We start from the raw sequence: 12,268 nt of genomic DNA, 5'->3' as shown, positions 1-12,268 counted from the left end.
TTCGTCGTGCCTGGCTTAGCGGAACCCTGGCTCCTTCCACCAGGGATAGCTCGGCGGCATGTCGGCGGAGACGCGCCCCGGGAAGTCCGGTGCGCGCTTCTCCAGGAAGGACGTCACGCCCTCCTTGAGGTCGGGGCTGCCGCTCAGGTCGAAGAGCAGCCTGCTCTCGACGCGGTGAGCCTCCATGGGGTGGGCGGCGCCCATCATCCGCCACATCATCTGGCGGGCGAGCGCGACCGAGACAGGCGCCGATCCCTGCACGATCGTGGCGGCGAGGGCGCGCGCTGCGGGAAGCAGGTCGTCCGGCGCATGGACGCTGCGGACGAGACCCGCCTCCAGCGCCTCCTCGGCCGGGAACACCCGCCCGCTCGCCACCCATTCCATGGCCCGCTGCATCCCGACGGCCCGGGGCAGGAACCAGCTCGAGCAGGCCTCCGGGACGATGCCCCGGCGCACGAAGGGAAAGCCGAACTTCGCCGTGGTCGACGCGAGCCGGATGTCCATCGGGAGGAGCATGGTCGCGCCGACGCCGACCGCCGCGCCGTTCACGGCCCCGATGACCGGCTTCAGGCTGGCGAAGATGCGGAGCGCGAGGCGCCCGCCCGAGTCGCGAATCTCCTCGCGCCCGTAATCAACCTCGCCGGCGGCATCCGCGCCGAGCCGGCTCTTTACGTCGAAGCGGCCCGCACCGGCGGAGATGTCCGCTCCCGCGCAGAAGCCCCGGCCGGCGCCCGTGACGATCACGACGTGGACAGCGTCGTCGGCATCGGCGCGGTCGAACGCGGCGATCATCCCGTCCCGCATGGTGGGCGTGAAGGCGTTCAGCTTGTCCGGACGGTTCAGCGTGATGGTGAGCACGCCGTCCTCGACCGCGGTCAGAACCTCGTCAGAGACCATCGGCAATCTCCCAGGCGCCTCGCGCAAGGCGACGGAACTTGTCGCCGGCGACGGCGACCGCGTTCGCGTCCGACGCGTTGCCGTCGAGGGCGCGGCGGTAGACGCCGGCGACAATGGCGGCCCAGCGGAAAAGCGAGAACACGACGAACACGTCGAGGTCGGCCGGCACGGGCCGGCCTGCCGCCTCGCTGTACCAGGCCACGACCTCCCCCTCGCTCGGCATCCCGGGCACGTCGAGGCCGACGATCCCCTGCAGCTCCGGCGAGGTCCGCCAGGGCAGGAGGCAATAGGCGAGGTCGGCCAGCGGATGGCCGAGCGTCGCGAGCTCCCAGTCGAGCACCGCGACGACGCGCGGCTCGGTCGGATTGAGGATGAGGTTGCCGAGCCGGAAATCGCCGTGGGCGATGGTGGTCTCGTCGGCGATCCCGGGCACACGCGCTGCCAGCCACGGGATCAGCCGTTCCATGGCGGGTTCCGGGTCGAGGTTCGCGCCGCGGTACTGCTTGGTCCAGCGGTCGATCTGGCGGCCGACATAGTTGCCGGGCTTGCCGAAATCGCCGAGACCGACCTCGTCCGGCTGCACGCGGTGGAGCCGCCCGAGCACGCGCGCCATGTCCTCGATGGCAGCGCGGCGATGCGCGGGATCGACGCCCGGCATCGACCGGTCGGCGTAGATGCGGCCCGGGCAGTGATCCATCACGTAGAAGATCGTGCCGATGATCTCCGGCTCCTCGCAGAGAAGCCGCACGCGGGGCACGGGCACGCCCGTCGCCGCGAGCGCCTTCATGATGCGGTATTCCCGGTCGACTGCATGCGCCGATGGAAGCAGCTTGCCGCCCGGCTTCTTGCGCAGGACGTAGTTCCCGGCGGGCGTCGCGAGGTGGAAAGTCGGGTTTGACTGCCCGCCCTGGAACTGCCGCACCGTGCAACCCTCGGAGAAGCCCGGCAGCTTGCCGGCGAGGTAGCGGACGAGCGCCTCCTCGTCGAAGCGGTGGTTCGGCAGCACCGGGACCAGGGCCGGGCCATCTTCCTGCATCGCAGCCGCGTCAGCCATGGGCCGCCGCCGGGGCATATTTGCCGAGCTCGAGGCGCCCGATCTGGTGCCGATGCACCTCGTCGGGGCCGTCGACGATGCGGAGCGTGCGGGCGTATTTGTACATGTAGCCTAGGCCGTAATCGGTCGTGACGCCGGCGCCGCCGAAGGCCTGGATCGCCCGGTCGACCACCTGGCAGGCCATGTTGGCGGCGGCGACCTTTATGGCCGCGATCTCGGCACGGGCGGCCTTGTTGCCGACCTCGTCCATCTTCCAGGCCGCGTGGAGCACGAGGAGCCGCACCTGGTCGATCTCGATACGGCTTTGCGCAACGCGCTCGATCATCACGCCCTGCTGTGCGAGCGGCTTGCGGAAGGCGGTGCGCTCGTTCAGGCGCCGGCACATCATCTCGAGCGCCCGTTCGGCGAGGCCGACCGCCCGCATGCAGTGGTGGATGCGGCCCGGGCCGAGCCGGCCCTGCGCGATCTCGAAGCCGCGGCCCTCGCCCAGGAGGATGTTTTCCGCCGGAACGCGCACGTTGTCGAACACGATCTCGCCATGCCCGTGTGGCGCGTCGTCGAAGCCGAAGACGGGCAGCATGCGCGTGATCGTGACGCCCTTCGTATCCGTCGGGACCAGGATCATCGACTGCTGGCGGTACTTGTCCTCGCCATCCGGGTTCGTCTTCCCCATCACGATCAGGAGCTTGCACCGCGGGTCGCCCGATCCCGATGACCACCACTTGCGGCCGTTGATGACGTATTCGTCGCCGTCACGCATGATCGTGCAGGCGATGTTCGTCGCGTCGGACGAGGCGACGTCGGGCTCGGTCATGGCGAAGCAGGATCGGATCTCGCCGTCGAGCAGCGGCCGCAGCCATTGCTGTTTCTGCGCCTCCGTCCCGTAGCGCTCGAGCGTCTCCATGTTGCCGGTGTCCGGCGCAGAGCAGTTGAACACCTCCGACGACCATTGGACGCGGCCCATCATCTCGGCCAGCGGGGCGTATTCAAGGTTCGTCAGTCCGGCACCCGACGAACTCGCCGGGAGGAACAGGTTCCAGAGGCCGGCCCTCTTCGCCAGCGGCTTCAGGCGCTCGACGACTGGGACGGGCTGCCAGCGATCCGTCAGCGCCGCCTGCTCCGCCTTGTAGGTCTTCTCGTTCGGGTAGATGTGCTCGTCCATGAAGGCCTGCAGGCGCTCCTGCAGGGCTGTTACCTTCGGGGAAGGGCGGAAATCCATCGCGTGTCCTTGAGGTTCAATGCCCGACGGGGTCGGGCGTGAGCAGTATCTTTCCGACCGTCCGGCGAGCCGCGAGCTCGGCCACGGCCGTTCGTGCCTCCGAAAGGGGGAAGCGGCCGCCGATCAGCGGGTCGAGACGCCCGGCGCGGTAGCGGTCGAGGAGCGCGTCGCGCACCTCGGTGGCGAGGGCCGGATTCCGCTTCTTCGCCTCGCCCCAGAACACGCCGAGCGCCGCGCCTTCCTTCAGAAGGAGCCGGTTCGACGGGAGTTCGGGGATCGGGCCGGCCGCGAAGCCGATCACGAGGAGGCGGCCCTGCCATGCGAGGCAGCGCAGGCTGTCGATGCCGATCCGGCCGCCGACAGGGTCGTAGATGACGTCGGCGCCGGCGCCATCCGTGGCGGCCCGAACCGCATCGACCCAGCCCTCGTCCGCGTAGCTGATCGCCGTCTCCGCCCCGAGCTCCCGGCAGATCCGGAGCTTGTCCTCGGAGCCCGCCGTCGCGATCACGCGGCAGCCTTCGGCAACCGCAATCTGCACCGCAGCGCTGCCGACGCCGCCCGCTCCCGCATGAACAAGCACGGTCTCGCCGGCGCGGATCTGCGCCCGGTTGTGCAACGCGTACCACGATGTCGGGTAGTTCACGCCGAGGAGAACGAGCGCGACGTCGGCCGGCACATCGTCCGGAATCGGGATCGCGGCCGCGCCGGCCACGGCCGCGAGCTCTGCGAAACCGCCCGTCGGGACGCTGGCGCAGATCCGGGTTCCGGTCGGCAGGGTAGCGCCGCTGCCCGCCGCGACGACCGTCCCCGCGACCTCTATCCCGGGCACGAACGGCAGGTCGGGCTTCCGCTGGTAGCGGCCCCGCATCATCAGGGTGTCGGCGAAGTTGACGCCGGCCGCTTCCACCCGGACCACATAGCCGTCGGCGTCCGGCACGGGATCCGGCAGCTCGGCCCAAGCCATGTGGCCGGCCTCTGTAAGTTCCTCGACGACCCACGAGCGCATCAGCGCGCCTCGCCCTGCACGATCAGCGCATCCGCCGCGATGATCCTATCGCCGGCACAGATGAGCGGGTTGATCTCCATTTCGGCAATGGCGTGGCCCGCATCCGCTGCGAGTTCGGAGAAGCGGCACACGATCTCGGCCAGACGCGGAATGTCGACCGCCGGGGCGCCCCGGAAGCCATCGAGCAGCGCCGCGCCCTTGAGGCTCCGCAGCATCGCCTCCGCCTCGGATGGCCCCACGGGTGCGAGCGACAGCGCCGTGTCGCGCAGCACTTCGACCAGCACGCCTCCGAGGCCGACCAGGACGAGCGGGCCGAACTGCGGATCGTGCCGGGCCCCGACCATCACTTCGACGCCCTTTGGGATCATCGGCTGCACGACCACGCCACGGAAATCCGGGCTCGGCGCGATGCGGTCGACGGCGGCCATGATCTCGCCGAACGCTTTCCCGACCTCGTCGGCGCTGCGCAGGTTCAGCTTCACGAGCCCCGCTTCGGTCTTGTGCAGGATGTCCGGGCTTTCCCCCTTCAGCACGACCGGGAATCCGACGGCCTCCGCGGCCGCGCGCGCCTCGGCGGCATTCTGAACCAGCCGGTCCTCGACAACCGGGATGCCGTAGAGCGCCATCACGGCTTTCGCCTCGCGCTCTGTCAGTGCCGCGGCCGGAGCGGAGGCGAGCAGGCTCCGCATGGCGGTGCCTGCGCTCGCGTCGGCGAAGCGATGCTCGCCACTGGAGTCGGCGCGCCGGAGCGCGTCGCGCCGGTGCCAGGCCGCGATGGTCGCGAAGCAGCGGTCCATCGAGTGGAAGAGCGCAAGATGCGGATCGCTCTCAGTCTCTACCGAGCCCGGCCCGCCGAGCCATTCCGGCGCCCAGACATTGCACACGATCTTGCCGGTTTCGGCCGCAGCCCGGCTGAAGACCGGGAGCCTGCTGGTGGCCGATTCATAGGCATAGGCGTGGGAGGTCACCATCACGCCATAGGCCGGGTCCGAAAGGAGTGCGCCGGCGCAGGCAGCGAGGGTGTCGGCGGAGGAGATGACCTGGGCGGTGACATCGCAGGGGTTCCGCGTCGAGCCGTATTCAGGCACCTCGCGGGCCAGCACGGCCGCCGCTTCGGGCCCGGGCTGCGGCAGCGCGACGCCGTGCAACTCCGCCTTGTCGGCCGCGATGATGGTGGCTCCGCCGGAGGTCGCGATGACGACGGCGCCGGTCGCCTTAGGCCGGCCGGCCTTGGCCAGGAAGCTCGCCGTCTCGACCAGAGCCTCCAGCTTGTCGACCTGCACCACGCCGGCCCGCGCGAAGCCGGCCGCGTAGGCCTGCTCGGAGCCTGCGAGCGAGCCGGTATGGGACATCGCGGCCCGCGCGCCCTCCTGCCCGGTCGCGATCTTGTACATCACGAGCGGCTTGTCAGCCTCCCAGCAGAGGGCGGCGGCCTGCAGCATCCGGTTCGGATCGGCCATTCCCTCGAACAGGCAGGCGATCGCGTGGCAATCCGGATCCCGCGCGAGATAGGCGACGTGGTCCGCGACATCGACGTCGCAGGAATTGCCGGCGGTCAGGACGTGGCTGACCGAAACTCCGCGTTCGACCGCCTGGGACAGCGAGAAGCCGAGCGAGCCAGACTGGGTGACGATCCCGATCGCGTGCGTCCTGAGCGGGCGCCGGTCGGGCATCGCGGAGAATGTCAGGCCGGCGCCGATCGCATAATTGACGAGGCCGATCGTGTTCGGCCCGACCAAGCGCATGTTCGCTCCCCGCGATATCGCGACCAGACGCTCCTGAAGCGCCACATGCTCCGGCTTGCCGGTTTCGGCGAAGCCGGCGGCAAGAACCAGGATCGCCCCGACTCCTGCGGCGGCGCAGTCGCGCGCGATGGGCTCAACCACCTCGCGCGGGGTCGCGATCACCACGCAGTCCGGCACCTCGGGAAGGGCGGCGATGCTTGGATAGCAGGGCTGCCCGCCGAGTTCCGTATACTTCCCGTTGACCTGGTAGAGGCGCCCCTCAAAGGCCTTCATGTTTGCGACGGTGCGGCTGCCGAACCCGTTTGACCGCTCGGACACGCCCACGACGGCTACGCTCTCCGGAGCGATGAGCCGCCTCATCTCCTCGGGCTCGTAGGGAGCGCGGCGTACCTCGAACCCGGCTGGCAGCAGTCCCTGAGGAGGCAGAGATATCGTCACGTTCTATTTCATCTGATGAAATTAGTGTTCATAATGATTATCAAAGGGAGCCCACTTGTAAAGGCAGCTGGAATTGGGCCACGCTCAAAGAGCGGGGCAACCCACCCAACAGCCGTGGTACGGGATCAGCGCGCTGCCTAGGAAACCGATGGCGTCTGGGAGCGGCTGGCGCCAGCCTCAGTCCAGCTGTCGGAAGTGGCGGAACATTCGGTCCGAATCCGCTCGGCGACCCGTGAACAAGCTGAACGCCTCGGCCGCCTGGAATACCGCCATGCCGGCACCGGACATCGTGCGGCAGCCGCGCTGGCGCGCCTCGCGCAGGAACTCGGTCTCGAGCGGGAGATAGACGATATCTGCGACCCAGCGCTGCGGCAGGAGCAGCGCGGGCGGGACTGCCATGCCCGGGTAGGCCGTCATGCCGAGCGGCGTGGCGTTGACGATTCCGTCGATCGGTGGAACCTCGGAGGTGTTCGTCAGACCTCTTGCCCGGCCCTTGCCGAAGCGGCGGCAGAGTGAGGCGGCGAGCGAACTGGCGCGACCCTCGCCGGGATCGACCACGACGAGTTCGGCCGTGCCGAGCGTCAGCAGAGCATGCGCCACCGCAGCGCCGGCTCCCCCAGCCCCGAACAGCGCCACGCGCTTACGACGCGCATCGCCGAGTTCGCGCCTGAAGCTTTCCGCAAAGCCCCACCAATCGGTGTTGTGCCCGATGCGCCTGCCGTTCCGGAACACGACGGTGTTCACGGCATCGAGCGCGCTCGCGTCCGGCGAGAGTTCGTCGAGGTGCGGGATGACGGCCTGCTTGTAGGGGTGGGTGATGTTCAGACCGGCGAAGCCGAGCCGCTCGGTCCAGCCGAGCAGGTCTGGCAGCGCGCCGGCATCGAGGCCGAGCACGTCGAGGTCGATGAGTCTGTAGATGCAGCGCAGGCGCTGTTCGGCACCCTCGCGCTCGTGCATCGGCGGCGTGCGCGAGCCCTGGATGCCCGAACCGATCAGACCGACGAGGATTGCGGGCCAGTCCGAGGGCAGGGCGCCCTCGAGCGCGGCCGCCTCAGGCACGGGCAGCCTCGGCTGCGAGGTCGCGCATCGCCCTTATCGCGAAAGCGTAGCCACGTGCGCCCAGGCCGGCGATCACGGCCGTGACCACGGGAGACATGTAGGAGCGATGATAGATCGGCTCGCGCTTGTGGATGTTGCTGATGTGCAGCTCGATGATCGGCCCCGGGAACATCTTGAGCGCGTCCATGATGGCCATGGACGTGAACGTGAAGGCGGCGGGGTTGATGACGATCCCGGCGGCCTCCGTCTCGATCGCCTCGTGAACCCAGTCGATGATCTCGTATTCCCGGTTCGACTGCCGGAATTCGACCGGCGTGCCTTCGGCCGCCTCGCGGCACATCGCCTCCACTTCGGCTAGCGTTGTCGCGCCGTAGATCTGTGGCTCGCGCTTGCCGAGGCGGTTCAGGTTCGGGCCGTTCAGGACCCAGATCGGGCGTGTCATGCGAGGAACTCCGGACGACCGCTCCGTCAGCCCTTGTAGCCGAAGAGGCGGGGCAGCCAGAGCACGGTTTCGGGCACGAAGGTGATGATCGCGAGCGCGACCAGCATGGCGGCCAGGAACGGCATGCAGTCGCGCACGATGTCGCGCAGGGGCTCGCCCGAGATGCTGGCCATGATGAAGAGCAGCAGGCCGTAGGGCGGCGTGATCAGGCCGATCATGATGTTGACAACGACCACGACCCCAAAATGGACGAGGTCGATACCGAGCGCCTGTGCCGTGGGGATGAAGACCGGCACGATGATCAGGAGGATCGCCGTTCCCTCCAGGACGCAGCCGAGGAGAAGAAGGACGAGGTTCACCAGGATCAGGAAGGCGAAGGGCGTCAGCTGCCATCCTGCCAGGAGGCCTTTAACCGTCTCCGGGATGTTCTCGACCGTAACCACGTAGTTGAACACGAGTGCCCCGGCGATCAGCATGCCGATCGAGGCCGTCGTGCGCGCGCTCACCGCGAGGGAGCGGTAGAAGTCGGCCCAGGATACGCTGCGGTAGAGGCCGGCCGAGATCAGCAATGCGTAGGCGGCCGCGACCGCGGCGGCCTCGGTCGGCGTCATCACGCCGCCATAGATGCCGCCGAGCAGCACGACCGGCATCATCAGCGAGGGGAGCGCGTCCCAAGTGATGCGGGGCAGCTTGCGGATTGGGACCGGCGCCTCGACCGGGAAGTTCTTCCGGCGGGCCGTGATCGCCACGATAATCATCTGGCTGAGGGCCATCAGGAGGCCCGGCACCACCCCGCCCAGAAACAGGAAGCCTATCGAGGCATCCGAGACCAGCGCGTAAAGGACCATCGGAATGGAGGGCGGAATGATCGGCCCGATGACGGAGGACACGGCCGTCACGGCCGCCGCATAGCTTGGCGTATAGCGGCCGCCCCGGGTCATCATGGCCTGCATCATGCGGCCGGTGCCGGCGGCGTCGGCGATGGCCGAGCCCGACATGCCGGCGAAGATGATGCTCTGCAGGATGTTCACATGCGCCAGGCCACCCCGGAAGCGGCCGACCAGCGCGTTGCAGAACGTCATCAGCCTGTCGGTCATGCTGCCGATGTTCATGAACTCGGCGGCCAGGATGAACAGCGGCACCGATAGGATGACGTAGTTCGTGTACATGCCGTTGAGCAGCTGCTCGGCGGCCGTGCCCATGTCCTGGCCTGCGAGGAACAGGTACAGGATCGACCCCGCGATCATCGCGTGGCCAATCGGCAGGCCTAGGAAGGCCAGGGCCGTGATCGCCACGATCGCCAGCGAGAAGGGGCTGGCGAGGTTCATACGCCGGAGCTCGCCTTGGTCGGATCGAAGGCTTCGGGCGCCTCGCCCCGCAGGGCTCGCCAGCCGAGCCAGAGGTACCGGACGATCGCCGCGACCGCGAAGACGACATAGATCAAGAAGAGCCAGTCGAACGGGATCTTCAGGTAGGCCGTGCGCTCGACCCGCATGAACCGGACGTAGTCCACCACGGCCGGGAGCGAGATCGTGTACAGCGTCACGAGCGCGACCGCCGTGATGAGGCACATGATCCGGCGCGGTCCGGGGCCGACGGCGCCGTAGATGATGTCGAACCGGATCTCCTCGCGCTCGCTCACGACGAAGGCGGCGCCGAACAGCACCATCCACAGCCAGAGCGCGACGCTGATCTCGTGCGTCCAGCCGATCGGCAGGTTGGCGACATAGCGGAAGACGATCTGCAGGATGAAGACGGCGAACATCGCCGCGAGCATCGCCGCAAGCACGTTCTCGGCGCGCCGGGCCAGCCAGGGCCCAAGCCGTCTTGCCGTCGTCAGCATGGGGGAGACCTCTGGCTGTCCGCGAAACCGCAAGGGGCGGGTCGTCCGGCGCCGTCCTCACATGCCGTTGATCTTGTCGAGCATGCCGGCCGGCCAGTTCTTGGCGAGGTCGGAGGCCAGGTACTTCTTCTGCGCGAAGTCCCGGAAGGCGTTCAGGTCAGGCGTGTAGACCTCAAGGCCCTGCTTCTTGAAGAACTCGGCGAGCTCGCCCTCCTTCTTGAGGTGCTCGGCCGTGCTCCACGCGATGGCTTTGTCGGCCGCCGCCTGGAAGGCCGCCTTCTTGTCGGCCGGCATCGCGTTCCAGACCTTGTTGGATACCGCGAGCAGGTCGAAGCCGACGAGGTGCGAGGTGAGGACAATCTGCGAGCTGACCTCGTAGAACTTCATGTTCTGGACGTTCGGCAACGGGTTGTCCTGGCCGTCGATCGCCCCGCTCTGCAGGCCCGTATAGACCTCCGGGTAGGCCATCGGGGTAGGGTTGGCGCCGAGCGACTGGCCGAGGAACTGCCAGGCGTCGCCGCCGGGCATGCGCAGCTTGATGCCGGCGAGGTCGGCCGGGGTGCTGATCTTCTTCTTCGGCTTCAGGCCGACATGGCGCGCGCCGAAATAGGTTGGCCCGAGGACGTGGATCCCGAGCTGGTCCGACGCCATCTTCTTGAGCTGCGCGCCGACATCGCTCGCCATCACCTTCTTCAGGTGGTCGGCGTCGCGGAACAGGTAGGCCGAGGTCACGATCGACCATGCCGGGATCTGGTTCGAGATGTCCTGGGGCGCGATGTTGCCCATGTCGAGGTTGCCACGCTGCATCGCGACGAGCTCGGTGCCCTGCTTGAAGAGCGTGCCGCCGTAATAGGGCTGCAGGTTGAAGCCGATCGCCTTCGCATCCTCGCCGAAGCGCTTCATCATCTCGGCGCGGATGTCCTGCTCCGAGAAGACGGCCGAGAAGCGGAGGTTTGTCGGGGCCTGTGCGAGGGCCGGCCCGGCCCCCAGCCAGCCGAAAGCGGCGAGTCCCGCCACCATCGCGGCGCGGCGATTGAACCTGACCGGCATTCCTTCCTCCCGTCCCTGCTGCGCCATTTGCGGCGTCTGCTGCCCGGCATCATTCCGTCTGGCGCACGGGAGATCAATGGGTAAATCGGCTTTCGTATGAGATTTCGCGTTTCCTCCGATGGCAACGCGTGAGATGCTGAGGCATGTCGTCGTCTCACAACGCGAGATCCCGGTGAGCATCGAGCTTGTGGCGAACTCGATCGCCGACCAGGCCTATGACCGGATCCGCTCCGACATCGTGCTGGCGCGCCTGAAGCCGGGCTCGAAGTTGCGCCTAGAACGGTTGGCCGAGCTCTATGGCGCGAGCGTCAGCACGCTGCGCGAGATTCTGAACCGGCTTTCGTCGGAAGGCCTCGTCCTCGCGGAGGAGCAGCGCGGCTTCCAGGTGATGCCCATCTCGGCGGCAGGGTTCGAGGACGTTGCCGCGATGCGGCTCCTCCTGGAGACGCACGCGATCCCGCTGTCGTTCTCGGCCGGCGACCTCGAATGGGAGGGCCGCGTCGTGGCGGCCCACCACAAGCTGGCGGCGCTCGAGCGGCGCGTCGCAGCTGGCGACCAGGACGGCACCGACCTGTTGAAGCGCTACGACCGCGAGTTCCACCACGCGTTGATCGAGGCCTCCGGGTCGCAAACGCTCCTCGATCTCTATGCGGGCGTGTTCGACCAGTACCTGCGCTACCAGATGGCCGCGGTCGTGTTCCGCGGCGAGATCGCGGCGCGCGAGCATGGCGAGCTGCTGCGCTGCGCGCTTACGCGCGACGCGGACACCGCCTGCGAGATCCTGCGCGCCCATGTGGATGGCTGCGTCGCCCACACGCTCGCCTCGGGAGCGCTCGCATGAGCGAGGTTCTCGACCGCCCGCCGCCCGCCACGGTCGGCGAGGGCGCGTACCGGCGCGTGCGGGCCGACATCATCTTCGGCCGGCTTGCGCCGGGCCAGCGCCTCCGCCTGGAGCGGCTGAAGGAGGATTACGGGGTCGGCGTCAGCACGCTGCGCGAGATCCTGAACCGGCTGCAATCCGAACGCCTCGTCCTGGCGGAAGGCCAGAAGGGCTTTGCGGTCGCGCCGGTCTCGGCCGTCAACCTGAAGGAGATCGCGGCGCTTCGGCAGCTCCTCGAGTGCCGGGCGCTGGAGCAGTCGTTCAGGGCAGGGGACGTCGAATGGGAGGGCGAAGTCGTTGCGGCCCACCACCGTCTCGCCCGGATGGAGCAGCGCATGGCGGAGGGAGACCGCTCCGAGACCGAGCTCTGGAAGCAGTACGATTGGCAGTTCCACCAGGCGCTGATCTCGGCCTGCGGCTCCCGCATGCTGATCGCGAACCACGCCGCAGTCTTCGACAAATACCTGCGCTACCAGATGATCGCGCTGAGTTATCGCGGCGGCATCGCTTCGGGCGAGCACTCCGAGCTCCTGGACTGCGCGCTTCGGCGGGATGCGGCACGCGCCTGCGAGGTCCTGACCCGCCACGTGGCGGGCGGCCTCGAGCACGCGCTGGCCACCGGAACGATCAGCTGA

Annotated in this window: 12 protein-coding genes; 2 read left to right on the top strand and 10 right to left on the bottom strand. The window is 68.3% G+C overall.

Annotation, left to right across the window (positions count from 1 at the left end):
• Window positions 1-15: 15 nt before the first annotated feature.
• The 10 genes from ACO2SS_RS02945 to dctP all read right to left on the bottom strand — a co-directional run bounded on the left by ACO2SS_RS02945 (window position 16) and on the right by dctP (window position 10,753).
• Entirely contained in the window at window positions 16-897 is an 882-nt protein-coding gene (locus ACO2SS_RS02945) for a crotonase/enoyl-CoA hydratase family protein (protein ID WP_423276055.1), read from the bottom strand.
• The gene (locus tag ACO2SS_RS02940) at window positions 887-1,951 is read right to left on the bottom strand and encodes a phosphotransferase (RefSeq protein ID WP_423276054.1); all 1,065 of its coding nucleotides are present in this window, start codon (window positions 1,949-1,951) and stop codon (window positions 887-889) included. The genes ACO2SS_RS02945 and ACO2SS_RS02940 overlap by 11 nt, the downstream gene beginning before the upstream one ends.
• On the bottom strand, window positions 1,944-3,170 hold the full coding sequence (locus ACO2SS_RS02935) for an acyl-CoA dehydrogenase family protein (protein WP_423276053.1): 1,227 nt from the start codon (window positions 3,168-3,170) through the stop codon (window positions 1,944-1,946). The genes ACO2SS_RS02940 and ACO2SS_RS02935 overlap by 8 nt, the downstream gene beginning before the upstream one ends.
• Window positions 3,171-3,186: 16 nt before the next feature.
• Window positions 3,187-4,176: an NADPH:quinone oxidoreductase family protein gene (locus tag ACO2SS_RS02930; RefSeq protein ID WP_423276052.1), complete on the bottom strand. Its 990-nt coding sequence runs from the start codon at window positions 4,174-4,176 to the stop codon at window positions 3,187-3,189.
• Window positions 4,176-6,281: an acetate--CoA ligase family protein gene (locus tag ACO2SS_RS02925; protein WP_423276051.1), complete on the bottom strand. Its 2,106-nt coding sequence runs from the start codon at window positions 6,279-6,281 to the stop codon at window positions 4,176-4,178. The genes ACO2SS_RS02930 and ACO2SS_RS02925 overlap by 1 nt, the downstream gene beginning before the upstream one ends.
• Window positions 6,282-6,536: 255 nt before the next feature.
• Complete coding sequence (locus tag ACO2SS_RS02920) at window positions 6,537-7,418, bottom strand: shikimate dehydrogenase (RefSeq protein WP_423276050.1); 882 nt, start codon at window positions 7,416-7,418, stop codon at window positions 6,537-6,539.
• A complete protein-coding gene (locus tag ACO2SS_RS02915; protein WP_423276049.1) occupies window positions 7,411-7,860 on the bottom strand; it encodes a type II 3-dehydroquinate dehydratase in 450 nt (149 codons plus the stop codon). Before ACO2SS_RS02915 ends, ACO2SS_RS02920 begins: the two co-directional genes overlap by 8 nt.
• A 26-nt stretch (window positions 7,861-7,886) precedes the next feature.
• A complete protein-coding gene (locus ACO2SS_RS02910; RefSeq protein ID WP_423276048.1) occupies window positions 7,887-9,188 on the bottom strand; it encodes a TRAP transporter large permease in 1,302 nt (433 codons plus the stop codon).
• Window positions 9,185-9,703 (bottom strand): TRAP transporter small permease, encoded by a 519-nt coding sequence (locus tag ACO2SS_RS02905; protein ID WP_423276047.1) that lies wholly within the window; start codon window positions 9,701-9,703, stop codon window positions 9,185-9,187. Before ACO2SS_RS02905 ends, ACO2SS_RS02910 begins: the two co-directional genes overlap by 4 nt.
• A 57-nt stretch (window positions 9,704-9,760) precedes the next feature.
• Entirely contained in the window at window positions 9,761-10,753 is a 993-nt protein-coding gene (gene dctP / locus ACO2SS_RS02900; RefSeq protein WP_423276046.1) for a TRAP transporter substrate-binding protein DctP, read from the bottom strand.
• Between the two features lie 172 nt (window positions 10,754-10,925).
• Here dctP and ACO2SS_RS02895 point away from each other — a divergent pair, with 172 nt between their 5' ends.
• Together ACO2SS_RS02895 and ACO2SS_RS02890 are read left to right on the top strand one after the other, a co-directional pair.
• Window positions 10,926-11,594, top strand: a complete 669-nt coding sequence (locus ACO2SS_RS02895) for a GntR family transcriptional regulator (protein ID WP_423276045.1) — start codon at window positions 10,926-10,928, stop codon at window positions 11,592-11,594.
• The gene (locus ACO2SS_RS02890) at window positions 11,591-12,268 is read left to right on the top strand and encodes a GntR family transcriptional regulator (protein ID WP_423276044.1); all 678 of its coding nucleotides are present in this window, start codon (window positions 11,591-11,593) and stop codon (window positions 12,266-12,268) included. The genes ACO2SS_RS02895 and ACO2SS_RS02890 overlap by 4 nt, the downstream gene beginning before the upstream one ends.

Source organism: Enterovirga sp. CN4-39 (genome assembly GCF_049446235.1).
GTDB lineage: Bacteria > Pseudomonadota > Alphaproteobacteria > Rhizobiales > Beijerinckiaceae > Enterovirga.
This window is presented reverse-complemented; position numbering and strand designations above follow the sequence as displayed.